Annotated in this window: 11 protein-coding genes; 3 read left to right on the forward strand and 8 right to left on the reverse strand. The window is 54.8% G+C overall.

Annotation, left to right across the window (positions count from 1 at the left end):
* Window positions 1–90 precede the first annotated feature (90 nt).
* Entirely contained in the window at window positions 91–666 is a 576-nt protein-coding gene (locus ENTMO_RS0120935) for a phage repressor protein CI (protein ID WP_029485205.1), read from the forward strand.
* A 103-nt stretch (window positions 667–769) separates the two neighbouring features.
* Here ENTMO_RS0120935 and ENTMO_RS0120940 read toward each other — a convergent pair whose 3' ends face one another.
* From ENTMO_RS0120940 to ENTMO_RS0120965, 6 genes are all read right to left on the reverse strand, one after another.
* Complete coding sequence (locus ENTMO_RS0120940; RefSeq protein WP_010435817.1) at window positions 770–1,453, reverse strand: outer membrane protein; 684 nt, start codon at window positions 1,451–1,453, stop codon at window positions 770–772.
* Between the two features lie 531 nt (window positions 1,454–1,984).
* A complete protein-coding gene (locus tag ENTMO_RS24390) occupies window positions 1,985–2,344 on the reverse strand; it encodes a DUF6911 family protein (protein ID WP_010435818.1) in 360 nt (119 codons plus the stop codon).
* A 321-nt stretch (window positions 2,345–2,665) separates the two neighbouring features.
* Window positions 2,666–3,442, reverse strand: coding sequence for a hypothetical protein (locus tag ENTMO_RS0120950; RefSeq protein WP_010435821.1), 777 nt, complete (start codon window positions 3,440–3,442; stop codon window positions 2,666–2,668).
* Between the two features lie 278 nt (window positions 3,443–3,720).
* On the reverse strand, window positions 3,721–4,263 hold the full coding sequence (locus ENTMO_RS0120955) for an immunity 42 family protein (protein WP_010435822.1): 543 nt from the start codon (window positions 4,261–4,263) through the stop codon (window positions 3,721–3,723).
* Between the two features lie 2 nt (window positions 4,264–4,265).
* Complete coding sequence (locus ENTMO_RS0120960) at window positions 4,266–14,354, reverse strand: hemagglutinin repeat-containing protein (RefSeq protein ID WP_169313248.1); 10,089 nt, start codon at window positions 14,352–14,354, stop codon at window positions 4,266–4,268.
* Window positions 14,355–14,363: 9 nt separating this feature from the next.
* Entirely contained in the window at window positions 14,364–16,040 is a 1,677-nt protein-coding gene (locus tag ENTMO_RS0120965) for a ShlB/FhaC/HecB family hemolysin secretion/activation protein (protein ID WP_010435824.1), read from the reverse strand.
* 319 nt (window positions 16,041–16,359) lie between these two features.
* On the opposite strand from ENTMO_RS0120965, the gene ENTMO_RS0120975 reads away from it, so the two are divergent.
* Window positions 16,360–17,529, forward strand: a complete 1,170-nt coding sequence (locus ENTMO_RS0120975) for a coiled-coil domain-containing protein (RefSeq protein WP_010435825.1) — start codon at window positions 16,360–16,362, stop codon at window positions 17,527–17,529.
* On the opposite strand, the gene ENTMO_RS0120980 is transcribed toward ENTMO_RS0120975, so the two are convergent.
* Window positions 17,530–18,294, reverse strand: coding sequence for a siderophore-interacting protein (locus tag ENTMO_RS0120980; RefSeq protein WP_010435826.1), 765 nt, complete (start codon window positions 18,292–18,294; stop codon window positions 17,530–17,532).
* A gap of 147 nt (window positions 18,295–18,441) precedes the next feature.
* Here ENTMO_RS0120980 and ENTMO_RS0120985 point away from each other — a divergent pair, with 147 nt between their 5' ends.
* Entirely contained in the window at window positions 18,442–18,936 is a 495-nt protein-coding gene (locus ENTMO_RS0120985) for a PadR family transcriptional regulator (RefSeq protein ID WP_010435828.1), read from the forward strand.
* Here ENTMO_RS0120985 and ENTMO_RS0120990 read toward each other — a convergent pair.
* Complete coding sequence (locus ENTMO_RS0120990) at window positions 18,933–20,492, reverse strand: methyl-accepting chemotaxis protein (RefSeq protein WP_010435830.1); 1,560 nt, start codon at window positions 20,490–20,492, stop codon at window positions 18,933–18,935. The genes ENTMO_RS0120985 and ENTMO_RS0120990 overlap by 4 nt on opposite strands.
* Window positions 20,493–20,756 lie beyond the last annotated feature (264 nt).

Below are 20,756 nucleotides of genomic sequence, written 5' to 3' on the forward strand. Positions count from 1 at the left end.
TCTGTTTGCCAACGCCTGCCGCTGATTGCCCGAATTTGTAATGATACTAATACCCAAATGAGTATTAGTAAACACCCAAAGGAATATATTTTGATATTGGATTCTCAAGTGAATAATGAAGAGTTACTCGATAGAATCTGTCAGGTATATGGTTTCACGCAGAAAATCCAGCTGGCCCGTCACTTTAATATCGCCGCCAGCTCGCTTCAGAACCGCTATGCGCGCGGTACCATCTCTTATGACTTTGCGGTTCAGTGCGCGCTGGACACCGGCGCCAGCCTTCGCTGGCTAATGACCGGACAAGGTGCGCAGTTTGAAGGTAACCCCGCGCCGGGTGATCCCGTTTCGGTTTCCGCGTTCACCCTTAGTGATGGAAGACTGGAAGAAAATACTATTTTGAGTATCGACTCTGCTGTCTTTAGCAAACCGCTGGCGCGCGGCATCGCCGTCCGGGCGGAGGGCAAGCTGCACTTTATCGAGAAAGAGGCGTCGTTAACCGACGGTCTGTGGCTGGTTGAGATTGAAGGTACCACCAGCATCCGCGACTTAACGCTGCTGCCGGGTAAAAAGCTCCACGTGGCGGGGGGCAAGGTTCCCTTTGAATGCGGTATCGACGAGATCAAAACGGTGGGTCGCGTGGTGGGGATTTACAGCGAGGTGAGCTGATGGCGTGCGGGTAATCAAAACCGCATGTTCGCAATAAAAAAAGCCAACCCCCGCATTCCTGCGGCGTTGGCCCTGTTTTTAAGGCAGTGACGCTTACAACAGGTTAAAAGACATAACGCATGCCAAGGGTAAATTCATTAGAGACGATGTGTGCTTTCATTTGTTCGTCTTTTAAACCACGCGCGTTAGTGAAGTTGTTATATCCGCTTTCGATCTTGCCCATATCAACATAACGGTAGCCCAGATCGACATACAGGCGTTCAACTGGCGTGTAACTCACACCGGCTCCTAAGGCGTAGGTCAGGTTGTTTTGCGTGGTCGAGGCATATTCACGGCCCGAGTTACCCTGCCAACCGCCGGCTTTAATCTTGCTTACGCCAAGGCCTGCCGTCCCGTACAGGGAAACGCCATAACCCAACTCATAGTCACGATAAACGTTGACCATCAGGCGCTCAGTTTCTGTTTTCAGGTGGTTATAGCTATTAGCGAATGTGCTGGAGCCGCTGGTATATTCGGCCTTCTGCTTAAAGGTATATTCACCCTCGGTACGCCAGCCGTTACCAAACTGGTAGCCCGCTGCAATCGCCGCACCGCCGAAGTGCTCCTTCTCTTTACCACCCACAAACTGCCCGACACCCGGGCGCGCGCTGGTCTCCATCTCTTTCGCACGCTGTTCAACCTGCAGATATTTTGCCGAACCGTAATACCCTTCCTCGGTATTTGCTGCCAGAACAGTGGCCGGAATCATTGCGATCGGCAGGGCGGCTAAAATAGCTTTCATATTCATCTCTACTCCGTTGAAAAAATATTCCGCACGTCGAACAGTCGTCCGCCGTTGGCAGGAAAAAGTCAGTGAGACGAAGCATAAGCAGTCCCGAAAGGGCAAACTATTCGGATGAATACGCGTTTTACCTGGTAATTTTACGTAGGGATTGGTCTCGATTTTTATCTCGATCTTTTTACTTTCAATTATTTATTGGTTGGGGAAAACGCAGCAGGACAATCGCGCCATTGTTCTGAACCGTTCCCAGTTCCGTCACATCCAGCGTGGTATTTTCCGGTAACCTTTGTTCAGTTCACCCGCCATGGCGTTCTTGAGTATTGGTTGTGGAAGCCCATTGCCGAGCCCCCTGAGCACAGGGAAGCGGGGTTTAATGCACAGCCCGTCGGCATTTTTGAGGATGGTGAGATAATGCAGTTTTACCGTATAAATTAATACATGACTATCACCTACTGTGCATTATTAATAATGCAGTGAAGTCATACACACAGGATTAGAAAACCTGATATAACCGAGTTGTTTTCTATGCAGAAAACACTAAGCCTGCCCCGTAATGAAAAATGTTCTGGTCACCTCAGTGACAAAATCGAAATCATTTGTCACTTCATGAGAGCGACTCCAGGAAACAGGTAATACAGGACTCTCCACCCTTGAAAAACAGGTATTCTGGATATTCTTTATTTTTGTTTCATCGCCCTTACACTCAATTAATGAGAGTAAGAAATGCATACTATCAGAATGTATGCTGAGCGTTGTTTTATTACCAACACTTTCAATATTTACGCTTCCAGTATGAGTCCTGAGCTTATGAAGCGCATCACAGATATCTGCCCACAAAGGACAATCCTTTTTACTGAATCCTGTATGTTCGCAAAACAGGAAAAGCTTCATATTCATCGTTCATCCTTTAACAAAGTTGTTCTCATGGCATTTTAACATGGAAGATAAATAATCAAGAGCGGGATGAAGAAAGATCAAGTGATGACGCTTGCAAATTACAGATTTTAGGAATTTTATGGTCTACGTTCTGGCGATGTTTGCCATCTACTCGCCGATATCGCTGACGCGTCAACTTCTTCTCTTTGTCAAATATCAGGCTAATGCTGAGAAGCCCAGTCAATACTTCACTGGGCTATAAGGCATTTCAATTCATCAAGAAAGACTAAATCTCCATTATCTATTAGCAACTATTATTGCGACTTGATATTGACACACCATTTAGAACTTACTGTTAATGTTTTCGTATTTTTCAATATAACTACCTGCATTACCTATACCTCTTCCCTGAACAATTTGCACAGTAGCTGAAATAACATTTTTCACTTTTCCATTTTTACTCATCTCAATATAGAGTCTTTCAGATACTCCAGACTCTGTCCCGCTTATCATGTTAACCACCGGAATATAAGATGAAGCATCTCTTGAAATATCCGTTTTAGAATAGATAAGCAGAAGGTTACCCTCATCTGTGAACGTCATGCCATCAGGATTACCTAATAAATTAATAACTTTCGTTTTATCACTACCTTTTTCTAATTCTGTAAATGCCAAATTACGAGCACTAATATAATCAAGATTATATTTATTAGAATTATGCAAATCTTTTATAAAGATACCATGATTAATGACAACATTATCAGGACCATAGACAACTGAAAGAACTCTATGTGCATAAGTTCCGGTGATGCCGTTCAAAAAACCTGTATATGAAGCAACCGAAAGCTTACCATCTGGGAATGTTTTCTTTAAAGACGACCGGGATTCATCTTTTTTCCCAATAATACTGGATAAAGAAGAGACTTTTGTTTCTCCGTCTATTACTTTTGAATTAATAAAAGAATCACTGTTTTTCTTGTCCGACAATAGTTCACTACCGCCGTTGAATGCAGAGCATGCAGTCAGTAGCATTGATACTACAGCAACAGTTAATGTTATTTTTGTTGACATATTTAATTCATCCTTAAAAAATTTAATATTAAATTTGCGAGACACCATACTGCCCCCATCCTACAAAGATCCCGAGTATGTGCTCAGAACCGCTATTACTAAACTTTTCTAAGTGATATCAATGTTCCCTTTGTATTATTCAGTTTGGAGAATAACGTCGCTGACCGCTTTGCCCGGATACATTGCCGCCAAGATTGCACGCGCCGCAAGGCAGGCTGCCCTTGAATGCGTCGCCGCCAAAGTCACTGCCGCCGCTGAGGCTACACCCGCTGGCGCACTGTTCCCCTGTAGCGCCACAACCGCGCCGCCCAGGCTGAGGTTAACCCTTATTTAATAATTTTCTCCGAGAAACTTCTAATTGATGATATTATTTCATTCATATCATCTTTAGAAATTATTACATCCTCAATGATAGGATTATCTATTTCTCGCCACACATTTCTTTCATCATTTTCAACTTTAACTAACTGTTCTGTCTTTCCTCCGATGATTCTTACGCTATCCTCATCTGCAACAGCAAAAAAACAAGCACCGAAATCACTAACATTAGAGGATGTTATACAATAATCAAATACTTGAACAGGATATTCATCTAATTCAGAAGACTCCGGATAAGCCAAGTTAAATAATCTACTAAACGCCTCTTGTGTCGGCAATCTAAAAACGTCCCTATTCAATGGTTGAGAGACTAAAGCACAATCATGATCAGAAATCTCTCTGAGGTCTGAAGAGAGCGTGGATGTTCTAATATCACTTGGATACATATTCCCATTTATAATTAAATGGAACAGTCCATTTGTGTAAGAACCACTCCATTGTGAGACAGGCTCAACCCAAACAGCAAAACGATAAGGATCACCGAAAATCATACCTACCTCCATTTCCCAGGTAAACCAAACTCTTTTTTCACACTATTTGGTATATCACTTTTCTTTATAGGAACTGACTTATCACCTGTACTACCAGACCAATGCCAAGTTCCATCATTTGTATTCGTAAATTGATGAACGTTTCCTTCAGCATCAATAGAATATCTTTTTTTGCCACTAACAACTGATGAACCAAATAAATCTATCGAGTTTCTAGGCTCAGTTCCGGCATTGAAACTATACCCATGCTGCCCAGGTGTATGTTTAGGGTTAGATTGATAGCTCAGGCCATTCGTTGCCGTAGTAGCTTTTGGTGCAGGTAATGCACTGCCTTTTCCAGCCTTACTAATTCCCCCAAACGCCGCTGCCGCCGCACCTGCTACAATATCAGCCTGGATTGCATCCAGTCCATATTCTTTCTGAATAGCTTCCGAGACTTTCTGGGTAGCGACAACACCTTCAACCTGCATTTGCTGCGCGAAAGTCGCTGTCAGATCGTAGACCATCTTGATCGGGATATCTTCACCCAGAGCACGATCTATTGACTGTTTCACGGCCAGACTATCGGTCAGCACATCACCGTATTTCTGCTGACAAGTCGCCGGACTGGCGGCACAGTCACTGATCAACTGCTGCTGTTGGGCGGTACTCAATTCCTCGTATTTCTTTATGATGCTGCCACAGTCGCCGCCCCTGGCCTGACAGGACTTCATTTCAGCGGACCAAGCGTCTATCTGCTTACTGCTCAGATAGTTATTCTCAACCGCATTCTTCCCGCCCTGCGCCCCCGCAGCTGCTGAAGCCGTACTGTCTCCCGCTATCCCTCCGGCCATCCCCGCCGATATCGTTGCCAGCGTGCTGACCGTCTGCTTCTGCTCCTCGCTCAGGTCACTGCCCGCTTTACCCGGATACATCGCCGTCATAATGGCACGCGCCGCAAGCTCACCCGTCGCCGCACCGGCCGCACCCGCCACTGCACTGTTCCCCTGCAGGGCCGCAACAGCGCCACCCAGTATCGCGTGCGCAATGGTGTTGACCGCCGGATTACCCTCGGTTGATTTCAGCAGATGCGCCAGTTCCGGTGCCGAGGCACCCGCCAGTGCCGCCGTCAGGTCTCCCCCCGCCAGCCCCTGAAGCGCCGCTGTCGCCGCCTGGATACCCCGCTGGATATCACTGCCCGTGCCGTACTTCGCCTGTTCGTCCCGGTACTCCGGCGTCTTTTTCAGTTGCTCAACCGTCAGGTCAGGGTGCGTCTTACGCGCTTCCTCAAGCGCATTAATCTCCCCCTGCGTTCCGGCGATGTCTGCCACCTGCCCGCCGATATCACTGATGGCGCTCACCTGCGCAAGACGCTGCTGCTCCTTCTCCTTGTCAAATATCGGGCTGATGCTGTCGTTCGCATGCTCCGTATCCCGGCTCAGGTTAGCCACATCCTGCTGCTGGTTCGCGGTATCACGGATGGTGATGTTACCCTCGCCCACTGCCGCCTGCGTCGTGCCTTCCGCATGACCGCTGCTGCCCGCTGCCGATACCACCCCACCCGGCAGGTTGCCCTTGAATGCGTCGCCGCCAAAGTCGCCGCCGCCGCTCAGGCTGACGCCGCTGTGGCTGACCTTATAATCCGCCTCGTTGTGGATATCCCGGAAGCCCAGCGTTCCCGTATCGAGACTGTTTTTGTCCGCCGTCGCCGTCGAGGCAATCACAGCACCGTCAAGCTGCGTGTGGCGTCCCACCGTCACATCAAAGCCGCCTTCACCCGAGAAGAGCCCTGTCTGCTCCTGCACCGAGTCATACGTGCTCTTCATTTTGTCCTGGCTGGCGCTGATGTAGCCGGATCCCGTCATGCTGCCGAAAGAGAAGCTGCCGCCTGCCGCCGCGCTGTTCTGCGTCGATTTATAATCGTTGCTGTCCTGCTGGCTGCTCATCCAGAGGTCACGTCCGATATCCGCAACGATTTTATCGCCACTTACCTGCGCGCCGTTCAGAATGGCGTCCCGACCGCTGGTCACGGAGACCATCCCGCCGCTGTCGAGCGTTGTTTCCGTCCACGCCGTACCGTTGCCCTTTTCACTGCCTTTCGAAGCATTCACGTTCGCAAACACGCCGATGCCGTAACCGCTCTTCCCGCCACCAATGCTGACGCCCGCACCACCACCGCTGCTGCTGTTCTTGCCGGTCGTCTGCTGCGTGCTGGCTGCACCGCCCAGCACAATGTCGTTCGCTGCGACAAGCGCGGTGTCGCCGCCCGCCTTCAGCTGGCTGCCACCGATAAGAATGTCGCCGCTGTTATCGCCTTTCCCTTTCCCGGTCGCGGTGATGGACAGATTATTCCCCGCATTCACCGTACCGCCCGCAACCGTGTCACTCTGCATGTGTTGTTCGGATTTCGATTTCTGCGATGAGAGCGAAACGCTTACGCCAATTCCGCTGTTGGGATCGCCGTTAATCTGCGCCATTTCCGCACCCTGCGACGCCTGTACGCCTGACAGTGCCGCTTTGGTGGCCCTCAGCGCCGCAAGGCGGTCATCGCTTTCGCCTTTCGCGTCGCGTGCCGTCTGCACTGCGCTGTTCACCGCGCTCCCCGCCGCCCCCGACAGCGCCACCGTCAGACCGCTGCTCTTCTGCTCGAATCTCTCATCGCGGGTGCGTTTGTCGTGCCCCGGCTCAATCACCACGCTGTCGCCGGTAAGATGGATATCCTTCTGCGCGATGATATCCGCCCCGCCGATATGTGCCTGTTTGCCCGCCGTGATGCTGACGCTGCCGCTCGTCGAGCCGACCGTGCTGAAGCTTTCACTCTGCGTCGTGCCCTGCTCCCGCAGGTCGTGGGTAGTTTTGCTGCTGCCAATGGTGAAGCCGATACCGCCCGTGCCCATCAGACCCGACTTTTTGGTCTCCTTAAAGCGCCAGGAGGTGTCCGTGTTGGTCGCCGCCACGATGTCCACGTTATGACCTGCGGACAGGGCAACGTCGCCGTCTCCGGCGACCGCCGAACCTTTAACCAGCAGGTTGTTCCCTGCCGACACCGTCACGTCGTCGCCGCTCAGCAGCGAGCCTTTCTCCCGCGTCGCGCTGTCTTCCTCAATGGTGTGGGTGGTCTTCTTGCTGAGAAACCCTTTTTTGGTTTTGGTTTCTTCCTTAAAGTGGTAGTCACTCTCCGTCGCCGTGGTCAGGTTCACGTCGCGACCTGCCGCCACGCCGATATCACCTTGGGCTGTCACCTCTGCCGCCTGTGCGGTCACGTCCCGCCCGGCAAGAATGACCGTGTCACCGCCGCTGGCGATTGCCGTGCTCTGCTGGCGTACGGACTCATCGATAACGGTTTTCTTACCGCCCTGGCTGCTGCTCGTAGTGGTGGCTTCCGCCAGCAGGTTCACGTCCCGCCCGGCCTGAATGCCCACATCCCCTTCTGCCGCCATCGCCGCCGCACGGGCATTCACGTCGTTACCCGCCTGCAGGGTGAGGTCGCCGCCCGCACTCAGGGTACTGCCCTGATGCGTAACGGACGCCGTCTCCGTTGTCGTGCGGTTGCGACCGGAACGTCCCTCGCTCGTCGCCATCTCGTTGGCGGTGATGTTGATATCGTTCCCTGCCGCCATGCCCAGACTGCCGCCCGCCGACACGTTTGCGCCCGTCACGTTGATATCCTGTCCGGCGCGCATCGTCAGCCCGTCGGTGGCAGTGATGGAGGCCGTCTTGCCGATATCCGTGCCGCTAAAACGCACATTGCCCGCATCGACATTCCACTGCTGCGCGCGGGTCACGTTGTTAATGCTGCCCGTGATGCTTTCCAGCCCTACCGTTTTACCGCTGATGGTGGAGCCGATGTTGTTGATATCCCCCAGCGCGCTCAGGTTCAGCCCGCCGCCCGCGCTGATGAGTCCGGCGTTGAGGTTGCTGATGCTGTTGCTGCTGTCGATGGACAGGGCATTCTGCGCCGTGATGGTGCTGCCGCTGTTGATGACGTTGCCGCCCGCCAACTGCACGTTATTACCGCTAATCACGCTGCCGCTGTGAACGGTGACATCCTTCGGTGACAGATAAACTTTCGGGACCATCACCGTCTGGCCGTTAATGCTCGCCGCTTCCCACCACAGCAGACTGTGGTCAAGCGCGGCAACCTGCGCTGCCGTCAGCGCCACGCCAAATTTCAGCCCCAGCGCCTGCTGCTGAGTGGCTGCGCTGTCCATCAGATAGCGCATCTGGTCGAGATCGGAACCGATGCCGTTGATATACCGGCTGCCGGTCTGGTTCAGAATGGCGTTGCTGACGTAACGGGTATCGAATGCCGCGTCGCCGAGGAAACGGTAATCGCGATCCGGGTTCAACCCCAGACGGTCGAGGAAGTACGCCGAGCCAAGGAACTGGTTCCGATCGGTGTAGGCACTGTTGGTCTCACGCGGTGCATCGCCAGGCTTGATGCCGAGCATGCCATAGAGTCCATCGAACAGGCTGTTGTCCACCTTCCCGAGGCCATCAAGCTTAGGGTTAACCGTTATCAGATACGGGCTATCGGGGTCGGTAGATGGCACGAAGTACCCGTTACCACCGGACGGCAGCGGATAGTTACCGCTGCTGCCGTTCCGATCGGAAAGGGATGAACCGTCGGCGATGTCTTTCAGGGCGTCGGTGAAATTATCCAGAAGATCGGGGGCACTCATGTTTGTGCTGCTACCTGGAGTCAATGACTCACTGGTCAACCCCTCACCGATAGCTTCAGGCGTAAGTGTATTCAGCGTTGGGGCATGAATAGTGTTATTGAATCCCCCCGCGTTTGCAGTGACGTTGGTATTGCTGATGTCACTTTTAAAGTTCGCACTGACGTTACCGGCAGCACTGATAACCGAGCGGTATACACCGCCATCGGCCACAAATTCTGTCGTTCGTTCACCGAGGAGATAAGGCACCCAGCCATACCAGCCATAGTCCTCATCAAACCAGCCCCAACTTCCGTCTGCATAGTGCGTCAGAGGTTGCCATTTGCTGTCGTTGCAGTCCTGATAAAACCACTCACAACGATATTCAGCCTGAACGTAGGTAACGCGACGTCCACCTTCGGCAGAGAGGTTATTCAGTGTCCCTCCCGTAAGAACGGCGTTACGTCCCGCAAGAATATGGCTAGCACGGTTATCCAGCGTTCCTGCATTAATTATGATGTCGCGTCCGGCAGCCATTCGGGCGGAACTGCCGGTGGCCGATACGGACACAACGGACTCACTCAGCAGGAATTGCCGGATATCTTCCCCTGCGAGGCGGTAATCAATCCTGTCACTGCACTGTCCACTGCCGTTTGCACCACTTCCGGCGCAACGCTCATACCTGTCAAAAACAACCTTACTGCCACCGTTTTTCCAGTCTTCAAGCAAGAGGACAAAATCCGAAGGTCTGCCGTTGAGGTCATAACTGATGTAGTGTTCATCTGCGGCAGGAATGGCATCAGGGTATTCCCGTTCTGACTGGCTGACAGTCAGCCCATCGGCTTCATTGAGCAAATGGCGGGTATTCACGGCGATATCGCCGCGTGTGGTCTCAATCGTACCGGAGCGGTTAATCACGTCTTCATTTGCCTCACCGACTGCATTCCTCTGCATCCAGAGGCTGTTATCAGCAAGAATGTCGCCGTAAATATTGTGAATACGCGCAGCAAACAGGGAGAGATTATTGCCCGCATAAATCAGCGCTGTATTAAGTAGCGTACCTGCTGCCGTCATCGTCAGGCTGCCCGCGGTACCGGTGAAGCCGTTGATGGTGATATTTTCCCGCGAGGTAAGCTGCACGTCTCCGCCCGCCTGAAGCGAGCCGGACGCATTCAGCAGCAGGCTTTGCGCATTGAACGTGCTGCTGCCGTTACCAGTGGTGAGCGTACCGCTGTTCGTAAATGCTCCGCCCGCGCTGAGGGCGATGGCATTGCCCTGGATCACGCCGCTATTGGTGATGGTGTTTTGCGAGGAGACCGACAGCGTTTTACCAGCGGCCAGCGTACCGGTGTTCACGAGCGCATTAACCAGCCTCAGCGTCGCGTCACCCAGGGAAACCACCTGACCATGACCGCTGAAGTTGGCGACATCGAGCAGCAGATTGCCCCCGCTGTAGAGTTTACCGCTGACGGTATCGGTGAGAGCGTCACCCGCTACCGTCAGCGAGGCAGTACCCAGCACCGTGCCGCTGTTGGTGATGTTCCGGTATTTCACCCCCAAATCCGCACCCTGAAGCGTGCCGCGGTTATCGAGCGAGCTGCCACGCAGCTCAGCGCTACCCGTCGCCAGGACATTTCCGCCATTCACGGCGTTCACCACATCCAGCAGCAGCGTGACGGCCTGAACCAGCCCACCGCTACCGTTTGCCAGCTCTGGCGTGGCCAGCGTGAACTTTCCACCGGAGAGAATTTTGCCGTCATTCTGTAAACGGGTGGTGGCTTTCACCGTGGATTCACCACCGCCCTGCACCGTCCCCTGATTATTCAGCGTGGCGGACGACGCCTTCAGCGCGTTCTGGCTCAACAGAACACCACCAGCGTTGTTGTTCAGCGCTCCGGAAACATCCAGCGTCCGCGCTTCACCCTGAAGCCGTCCGCTGTTGATCAGTTGCCCGGCTGTGATTGCGGTCGTTTTACCCTGAATCTGTCCGGCGTTCGTCGCATTATCGGCATTCATCGACAGGACGCCAGCCGAGAGTAATTTCCCGCCGACCTGGTTGGTCAGCGTCTGGTTCAGCGCGACGGAAAGCGCATCAACCCCGGTGATTTCACCGCTGTTTGTCAGCGTATTCGCCTTCAGCGTCAGATCCTTGGCTATCCACTGCCCGCTGTTTGCAAGCGTCAGTGCTGAGAGCGCCAGTTCTCCGTTTGAGGTGATTTTGCTGCCCGTCGTACTGATAAGATTGCTGACGATCTGCGCATCCAGTACATCTGCCGCCTGGATCGCACCGCCGTTCGTAAGCGCCTGCGCATGAATAAGTACCCGTTTACCCTGCCATTGCCCGGCGTTACTGAGGTCACCGGCCGTCACCGTCAACTCACCCGCCGTCAACAGCGCTCCCGATGCTTCATTCACCAGCGAGAGGAGCGGTGCAGCCATCTCCAGACGAGCAGCCAGCGTCAGCGCGGCGATCCCGGTGAGCGTGCCGCTGTTAGTGATACTGTCCTGATGCGCGGTGACACGGTTCCCCTGAACCGCTCCGCTGTTGCGCAGCGTATTCCCCGTGAGCGAGAGCGTGCCAGCCGATAACAGATTGCCGTGGTTAACGCTATTGCCCGCATTCAGCGTGATGTCGCCCTGGCTCATCAGTTCACCGGTATTGCTGAATGTCCCGGTGGCGGAGGCATTAAGAGAGCCGGTTGCCAGCGAGCTTCCGCTGTTATTCCAGTCGCGGCCGCGGAGACTGACACTCTGCCCCTGCAGCTGGCCTGCGGTGGTCAGCGTGGTGCCTGAAAAGGTGAGGTTCCCGCCCGTAAGCGTGCGCGAGCCTGCCGCTAAATCCAGCACTCCGGCGGTCACGGATAACGCGGTATCCCCCTGCAAGAGACCGCGACTGTCGAGGCGATCGGCATTCAGCGTCAGCGTGTTCCCCACGATAGTGCCTGCACTGGACACCGATTGTGCCGTGATGCGGTTTGCTCCCTGCGCCAGCAGCAGGCCTCCTGTGCTGTTATTCAGCGTGTCGTAATCAACAAGGAGTGACGCGCCACTCAGCTCACCGCTGTTGGACAGGCGCGAACCGGAAAGGGACAGCCCGGCATCGCTGGTGATAATGCCGCTGTTTTTCACGTCAGAAACTGAAAGGGTGAGTGCCGCCGGGCTGTACAGCGCGCCGCTGCTGCGGTTATCCAGCAGACGGGTAACCAGTGACAGCGTCTGCCCCGCGTGGATCAGACCACTGTTAATGACTGCAGGACTGCTGATGGCGAGCGAAGACGCCGTCAGCGTCCCCCTGTTATTGAGATTCGTGGTTTCAATCTTCAGGGCTGACGCTGAAGATTTTCCCCCGTGACTGAGAGCGTCAGTGGCGTTCAGGATAAGGCCATCCTTCGCTGCCTGCGTCCCATCAAGCTGCGCATTCTGCACGTCCACGCTGACGCTGTTACCCTGCGTCTGTGCCGTTGCCGTGGTCGTCAGGCTTTGACCCCGAATGCTCACGGAGCCGCCCGCGCTGGTTTCGCCTGCAAGAGTGGTAGCCGTATTGTTCAGCACCAGATCGCCATCGCTGTGGGTCACTGACTTTTCGATGGTGATGAACGCGTCTGCTGAGCCAGCAAGCCCTCTGGCACCGGAAAGCGTGCCGCTGTTTGTCACCTGTGCAGCCTTCAGCGTCAGCGTGTCATCGCTGACGAGCGCGCCGCTGTTAGCCAGCTTACCGCTCGCGATAACGGTCGTTTTACCTTTCGCGCCGGTGTCACCAGACAGCGTGGCGTTGCGAGCGTTGATACCCAGCGTGGAGGCGCTTTTCAGGATGCCGGAACTGATGATATCGGTACCTGCAACGTCCAGGCTGTTGCCCTGAACGGTGCCGGTATTGCTGAATGTCCCGGTCTTCAACGAGACATCCGTCCCCGCGGACAGTGTCCCGCTGTTGATCAGGTTCCCCGTGTTTATGGCAAGAGATTTTCCGGCAGTGGTACTGCCTTTCAGCAGGGTGTTCCCGGACGTGAAGAGCGCGATATTCCCGCTGGCACTGGTTCTGCTGCTGCTCTCCTGAGTCAGCGCCTGACCGCTGAGCGAGATATCTGAGGCGCTGACGTTTCCGCGCTGTGTCAGCTCACCGCCTTTCACCGACAGTTGCTGACCCGCAACGACAGAGCCGTTAAGCGCGGCACGCTGCGACGCCTCCAGCGAAATATGGCGTGATGCGGTCAGCTGCGTCCCGGTTTCCAGCGTTTTCGCGTTAACCGTGGCATCCTGCCCGGCGATGTTTTTCCCCTTAAGCGCCGCGTTTTCTGCCACGTTCACAGCAAGGTTACGACCGGCACCGGCCTGGGCATCCGCACTTTGGGTGAGGGCATTTGCCGTCAACGTGGTGTCGGTTCCCGCAGTGAACGCGCCGCCATTTTGCGTGAGGGTACCGTTGGTCGCTAACTGAAGATTGTTCTCGGCGGCGATATGGGCCTGGTCGAGCGTCAGGGCGCTCTGCCCGGAGACTGTGAGGTTATCCCCTGCTTTATGGTCGCCGGTTAACGTCACCTCTTTCGCAGAAACGCGGGTGCTGCCGCTGGCAAGCGTGTTTTTCAGCACCACTTTCCCCGCGCTGCTGAGCGTAATATCGCCCTGACGCGCGTTAAGATCCCCCAGGTTTACCCCCAGCCCTGTTTCGCTGGAAACCAGACGAATACGGTTGGCGTACATCCCGCCCAGCGCACCCGTGTCTACCGCCACCTTCGGCGCGTCACCTTCTCCTTTCAACGCGCTGACGCTGCCATCTGCTGCGACGCGGTTCGCCCCGGCGACCACACGTACCTCTTTCGCATGCAGTTGGGCATTGATCTCGGTCGCGCGGGAAATAATCGATACGGCATCACTCTGGCTGCCATCCAGCCCGGCACCCTCAATGGTGACCGCACCTTTCGTCACATCAAGCGATTGCAGCTTCCCGCTGGCATCGAGCACCGGTTTCCCCGTGGTGAGCGTCGCATTCGGCGTGTTGATAAACCCGCAGCCGTTACAGGTGATACCGTAGGGGTTCGCCACAATAACGTTTGCCGCCTTGCCCGCCACTTCGGTGTAGCCCTGTAAATGAGAGCGGTTCGCGCCGGTGACTTCGTTGATGATCCCTTTGGCTTCCTGCCCGGCTTTCAGGTTGGGGTTGTTTTGGATAATCCCGCCAAGCTGGGTCTGGTTCAGCTGTCCCGTGGCGTTATTCAGGATCAGCCCTTCTTTGCCGACGTTGTAATCGTGGTATTTATTATGGGAAATACCGGACTGATTCGGCGTGGCAATGTTCACGACCGGAACACCGTTGGCCGCCTTATCCATCTGCGTATTTCCGGACGGGGCGATCGTGGCGGCCACCGCAGGCAGCAGCGGTTGGGTTGCCAGTAATACGCTCAGTAAAACGCTAAGCGCACGCTGTGAAAAACGAACCTGATCCTTTTCCATCATCCCTGTCCCTTAAAAAGCCACTGAAAAACGGTAATAGATCACGAGGTGATCCGGTGCCAGCCAGTCCGGATAGTCCACCGGTGTGCCGACGGTAAACTGGCTGGAGTACCCGCGATTCGTCGCGGTAAGACCCAATGCGGTTCCCCACAGCGTGCCGGAGGCGTAACGATCCTGGCCGTCCTTCTTCAGCCAGCCGCCGTCAATTGCGGCAAGTACGCCAACATCGCCGACCCACGGCAGCGTAAAGAGCGACCAGTTCAGCTCGTTTCGCCAGTAGCCGCCGTTATCCCCGGAGATGTACTGCTCCTTAAAGCCCCGAACGGACGTTTCGCCGCCCAGCGTCAGACGCTCGCTGCCGTACAACCTGTCCGGTGACCACTGAAAATAGACGCTGGTGAGCCACCAGAGTTTGTCCGCCACGGGACGCTGAAAGCTGCCGTTCAGGCTCCATTTGCGGAATTCGGCTTTTGGCACATCACCCTGTTTGTCGTTATCGTCTTCTGCACCCAACCACGGCACGCCCTGCGTAAAGGTTGGGTTCAGGGTCGCCACGCCCGAGGCGATTTTTTGCGTGTGGTTAATGCCCAATGAAACACTGGAAAGTTTGCGGCTGCTGGTGGCCAGCAAAACATCATCGAGATAGTTCCGGTTGATGCGGTGAGTGATGCCCGCCGACACGCCGGTTTTGATTTCGCCATTGCGGAACAATACCCAGGAGCCCGTCAGACGGTGCGTTTCGGTATCCCCCGTCGACCGCCAGAGGTAGCCGTTATTATCGATAGTGCTGAGGTAGTTGCTCCAGCTGTAGCTGTAGTCCAGCAGTCCGTAGCCGTAAGGGATGCTGACGCCTGCTGCAAAATTTTGAGCATCCTTGCTGTTGGAAAAATCACTGCTGCGCCCGCCGCTGATAAACCACTTATCCGCCAGACCCAGCAGGTTATTTCCGTACAACGCGCCAGTAAGTTGCCCGGTCCCGCTGCTCTTTTGCCCGCTGTTATCAAAACTGACGGAGCCGCTGAGGGGGAACTCTGGCGTGGCGGTCAGGTTAACCACCGAGTAGCCCTGCCTGTCGCCGGGCAAAATTTCAATCTCAACGGGCCGCTGACGTACCCGGTTGAGCTGTTCCATGCCCTGTTCGATATCGCGCAGGTTAAGGATCTTCCCCTCAAGCCCGGGGAAGATCATTTTCAATGTGCGGTCCGGCACACCTTCGAGGCGAATGTGCTGAAGCTTTCCTTCCAGCACGGCAAGATGGAGGACGCCGCCGGTGAGATCCTGCTCGGTTAAAAACGCGCGGCTGGTGATATAACCCCGGCTGATGTACCAGTCAGAAACCGCATCAGTCAGCCTGGTGAGACGAGCCATATCAAGGCACTGGTTAATCCAGGGGGCGGTCAAACGGTTTTTGGCAGAAGGTGAAAGCAGCGTCGCGCCCGACAGCTCAATGCGGCGAATGACGAAACAGGGTCCTTGCGGCGTGGAAGCGTCGTCTGGCGTAACGGGCCGCGGCACGATCGCGCTGCGCTCAAGCTCTTCACGCTGACGCTGGTTTTCATCGAGCAACTGCTGCTGCTGTTGTTGAATGGTATTACGGTCAGCCGGGGACAATGGAGCAGCCAGTGCAGCACCGGATGCCAGCAGGGTAACACCCGCCAGCGCGTTGATTATCGCCGTTTTCCCTAACATCACTGCCGCTCCTGCATAAAGTCCGTTTTCAAACTTGACTGTTAAAAAATGAGCAACTTATGTCAGGAAGGTAACCGATGTAAATAGATGTAAATGAGATTCAGATTATTTAAAGATACTTTCAGAGTTTTCAGTGTGTTTATCCGATCGTCCGCAAAAAGAGAGAGCGTGGCTGTGCAAGACAATGTGCTAAATGGACTCGTCATATCGCTAAAGAAATCCCCTGTCGCGCCGATCATCATCCGTGTGTATTATTTCCTGTAGCTTTTACAACAACTAACCTTAACTCAAATACTTAAGCGCCAAAGCGAAAGGCATCATGAGCACACCGATCAAACGGCTAGAAATCATAAAAAATGCCATCGAACTGGAAGATGACGACATCATCCAGAGCCAGCTGACGCGGCTGAAAAATGAAGCGTTTGACGAGGAGCTACAGGCAATCGTCGTGGCGCTTGAGAATAAGAACTACACCGCAGCCATCAGGGCCATCACCGCGTGGCTGCAGGGCCAGCGCGCCGTGACCCCGTGGCGTGACCCGCAGGTGGCCGCCAGCAAGCTGGAGCTGAAGGCGCTGGAAGAGCGTCTGCGCGATCTGATTGACCGCCGCAACGCCCGCGTGCAGCAGCTTGATGAGTTCAACGATCTCTATTTCTCCCGTCTCGGGCCGCTGATGCAGCAGATCCTCGCCCTGCGTAAAACGCTGGCGGAGCTAAACCTGCGTCGTCAGCAGGCGGAGGCGCGTCGTCGCGAAGAGGATTATCGCCGCTGTCAGCGCTATATGGCGCAGGCGGTGGAGGTGCTGGCAACGCTCACCCAGCGCTGGCGCGATCTCCCGGCCGATTCCGTACAGGCTGCCGAGGCGCGTAAACAGCTGCAGCAGCAAAGCAACCTGATTGCCAATCTTCTGGCCGAAGCGCTGGAACTGGAGAGCGGCTTAACGCGTGAAGAAGAGCCCGCGCGCCAGGCGCGCGATGAGGCTAACGAAGAGTACGAGAAGTATCGCGAGCAGCATCACGATGCCGAAGTGCGTCTACGCAAAGGGAAAGATCTCTCGGAAGAGGATCGGAACGAGCTGAAACGCCTGTGGCGTCAGGCGAGCAAGCTGTGCCACCCGGATCTGGTGGCAGACGATCTGAAAGAAGAAGCTAACACCATGATGGTGCAGCTTAACCAGGCCAAACAGCGCGGGGATGTAAAAGCGATCCGTTCACTGGTGGCGCGCCTGCAGCAGGGCTTTGAGCCAATGATGGCGAGCGACAGGCTGAACGATCTGGAGCGTATCCGCAAAAAAATGGCGCAGGTGCGCGAGCAAATCGACACCTTAGTGAACGAGCTGGCGGAGCTGGAGAAAGAAGAATCCTGGCTGCTGGTGTCGTCGTTGAACAATATGGAAGCCTACTTCGCCCAGCAGGAGAAGGCGCTGCATGAGGTCCGCGCCTCGCTCGAACATCAGGTGAGCGAAGCGCAGCTGGAGTCCGCAGCCTGACTATTTAGCGTGCCAGTATGCGCTGGCACGCACCAGCTGTTGGTCAATCGCGTCGGTTTCAAACTGGCGGCTCAGGTTTTTCACCACCTTCCCTTCCCCGGTCAGCCAGATAAAGTAATCCTCTTCGGGCACGGCCAGCGTCGCCAGATGATCGGCCACCGCCTGCGGGTTGTGGCCCACAATCCAGGTGAGGTTGAATTCACTCAGGTGCGACAGATAGTCCTTATAAGATCCGTCACCCACGGTCACGACCGCATGAACGTCCGGGCGTACCGGCAGTTTTGCGATGCCTTCTAAACGGCGGCGCAGCGCGGGCATCCCGGATTCATCGCACACGTACAGCTGCCAAGCGTAATCTTCCGGCACCACCAGCGATCCGCGCGGCCCACCAATAGTGAGTTTGTCGCCAGGTTTGGCCGCTACCGCCCAGTTGCTGGCAACGCCGCCATCATGAACGAAGAAATCCAGCACCAGCTCATTCTTCTCCTCATCGAACAGGGGCGTATAGTCACGCGCCTGCGGGCGCAAGCCGGCGCCCCAGTCGATGCCTTCATCAGTAACAACGGGCGGAACAAAGGTCGTGCCCGGTGCCGGGAAAAAGACCTTGGTATGGTCGTCGAAGCCGCGGGAGCTAAAGCCCTCCAGCGCCTCACCGCCGAGAACAATGCGCTGGAAACCAGCGCTGACGCGCTCGACGCGGAGCACGTTCAGCTCGCGAAAGCGCAGGTCATTGCGGACACGTTGAGGGTAACGGGTTGATGTCATTTTTATGCCCTTCTCAGGTGAATACGATATATCGAAATTGATTTTTTAATGATAATGATTGCTATTAACCAGGAATGCAAGATCTTTTAGATTGCATCTGAATATATCTAAGATATAGTTTAGATATATCAATTTTAGAGATTCACTATGCGACACGAACATGAAGGCGGTGGACGCCGACCGCGCTTTTTCGGCCACGGCGATCTACGGCTGGTGATCCTGGATATCCTGACCCGCAATGCCAGTCACGGTTATGAGCTGATCAAAGAGATCGAGAACCTGACGCAGGGGAACTATACGCCGAGCCCGGGCGTGATCTACCCAACCCTGGATTATCTGCAGGATCAGACGTTTATCACCATTACGGAAGAAGAGAGCGGTCGTAAGAAAATTGCGATAACCGCTGAAGGGCAAAACTGGCTGGATGAAAACCGGGAACAGCTGGAACAGATCCAGGTGCGCATCAAAGCGCGCAGCGTCGGCTTCCAGCTGCGTAAAAACCCGCAGATGAAGCGGGCGCTGGAAAACTTCAAAGCGGTGCTGGACCTGAAGGTGAATCAGGGAGAACTCAGCGACGCGCAGCTCAAGCAGATCGTCGGGGTGATCGACCGCGCGGCGCTGGAGATCTCCCAGTTGGATTAAGCCAGCGCGCGCTCGCTCACGCGGAACACTTTTACCAGCTCTTTCAGGTGCATCGCCTGCTCATTCAGCGATGCCGCCGCCGCAACGGACTCCTCCACCAGCGCGGAGTTCTGCTGGGTGGTGGCGTCAATCAGGCCAATCGCACTGTTGATCTGCGAGATGCCTTCCGTCTGCTCATGGCTGGCCTGACGGATCTCGCGCAGGATCACGTCCATCTCCTCCACGTTGCCGACCATCCCGTTGATCAGCCCGCTGGCTTTTTCCACCAGGTTCATCCCGTCCTGAGTCTGGCTGGTGGAGCTTTCAATCAGCTGGCGGATTTCACTCGCCGAAGAGGCGCTCTTCTGCGCCAGCTGGCGCACTTCGCCCGCGACCACCGCAAAGCCACGCCCGTGCTCTCCCGCACGTGCCGCCTCGACTGCTGCGTTCAGCGCCAGAATATTGGTCTGGAAGGCAATGGCGTCGATCAGGTCGATAATGTCGGACATCCGGTTGGATGTTTCGTTAATCAGGCGCATTTTGCTGGTCACCTGTTTCATCATCTCACCGTTGTTTTTCACCACCGTGGCGGCATCGGCAGAGAGGGTGGTCGCTTCCCCGGTGTGCGACGCGGTGTTTTTCACCGTCGCGGTGATCTGCTCCATCGAGGCTGCCGTCTGCTCGACGGAACTGGCCTGCTCTTCGGTGCGCGCGGCCAGACCCTGGTTGCCTGCGACAATCTGCGCGGCGGCGCTGGAGATGTTTTCCGAGCCGGTTTGCACCTGCTGCACAATCTCCAGCAGACGGGTTTTCATCTCCATCAGCGCATGCAACAACAGGCCGGTTTCGTCTTTACCGTGAGACGTAATGCTGCCGGTCAGATCGCCATCGGCAATGGCTTCTGCAAAGCTCACCGCCTCGCCCAGCGGACGGGTAATGGAGCGTACGATAAACCAGCCGATCAGGCTGCCCGCCGCCACGCTGAAGAGCGTGATCAGGAGCAGCAGCATGCGGTTGGTTCGGAAATCACCGTCCACCTGCGCGCCCGCGCTCTGCATCTCGTTGTTTTGGATGGCGATCAGCGCCTGCACCTTCGCTTTGTAAGCCTGCTGCACGGTGAGGGTGTTGGTCATCATCTCCTGGATAGCGCCCGCACGGTTGTTGTTCTGTACCGCCTGCAAAATGCGGTAGCGCGAGTCCAGATACTGCTGGCGCACGCTGCGGATATCCGCCAGCACCTGCTGAGACTTCTGATCCTGCAACGCGTTGTTCAGCTCGCCCAGGATCACCGTAATGTGCTCGCTGATCTCTTTCAGACGCTGCTGAGATTGCCCCGTGTAGGTGCCCTGCTCGTCCAGCAGCATAAGCTGCTGCGTGCTTATAAATTCCTGGAAGTTGTCGATTAGCTGGTTGGCTTTTACCGTGGTTGGATAATCGTGGGTAATGATAGTCTGCATCCCGTTGTTCGCCCGATTCAGGCTCAGCAATGAGACACTCGCACTGACGATCATCAGAACAATAAAGAACCCAAACGCCAGAAATAATTTCGTGCCGATCTTTACGTCATGTAAGAACATATTTACTCCATCGATGTGATTATTTCTCAGACGATCACCGTTATCGGTAACGAACGCGCTAACTTTATGACTTTGATCGTTTTTTTATTTCATAACCATCACAATGGATAGGTACAGTCTATTAATTTTGGCGCATCGATCGTTGCGTAACCACCAGAGAGGGCATTTCTGAAATAGCATCGGGGAAAACTGACTTAGGCAGGCATAAATAACTGAGCGGATTTTTTTAGTTATTTAATATCACATTAACAATAAACATTAAAA

This window comes from Enterobacter mori LMG 25706, from assembly GCF_000211415.1.
In the GTDB taxonomy this organism is placed as follows: Bacteria; Pseudomonadota; Gammaproteobacteria; order Enterobacterales; family Enterobacteriaceae; genus Enterobacter; species Enterobacter mori.

Bases quoted from the DNA above. Each gene is read 5' to 3' on its own strand.
- ENTMO_RS0120940 (WP_010435817.1), bottom strand. From the start codon at position 1,453: ATGAATATGAAAGCTATTTTAGCCGCCCTGCCGATCGCAATGATTCCG.
- ENTMO_RS24390 (WP_010435818.1), bottom strand. From the start codon at position 2,344: ATGAATATGAAGCTTTTCCTGTTTTGCGAACATACAGGATTCAGTAAA.
- ENTMO_RS0120950 (WP_010435821.1), bottom strand. From the start codon at position 3,442: ATGGTGTCTCGCAAATTTAATATTAAATTTTTTAAGGATGAATTAAAT.
- ENTMO_RS0120955 (WP_010435822.1), bottom strand. From the start codon at position 4,263: ATGATTTTCGGTGATCCTTATCGTTTTGCTGTTTGGGTTGAGCCTGTC.
- ENTMO_RS0120960 (WP_169313248.1), bottom strand. From the start codon at position 14,354: ATGATGGAAAAGGATCAGGTTCGTTTTTCACAGCGTGCGCTTAGCGTT.
- ENTMO_RS0120965 (WP_010435824.1), bottom strand. From the start codon at position 16,040: ATGTTAGGGAAAACGGCGATAATCAACGCGCTGGCGGGTGTTACCCTG.
- ENTMO_RS0120975 (WP_010435825.1), top strand. From the start codon at position 16,360: ATGAGCACACCGATCAAACGGCTAGAAATCATAAAAAATGCCATCGAA.
- ENTMO_RS0120980 (WP_010435826.1), bottom strand. From the start codon at position 18,294: ATGACATCAACCCGTTACCCTCAACGTGTCCGCAATGACCTGCGCTTT.
- ENTMO_RS0120985 (WP_010435828.1), top strand. From the start codon at position 18,442: ATGCGACACGAACATGAAGGCGGTGGACGCCGACCGCGCTTTTTCGGC.
- ENTMO_RS0120990 (WP_010435830.1), bottom strand. From the start codon at position 20,492: ATGTTCTTACATGACGTAAAGATCGGCACGAAATTATTTCTGGCGTTT.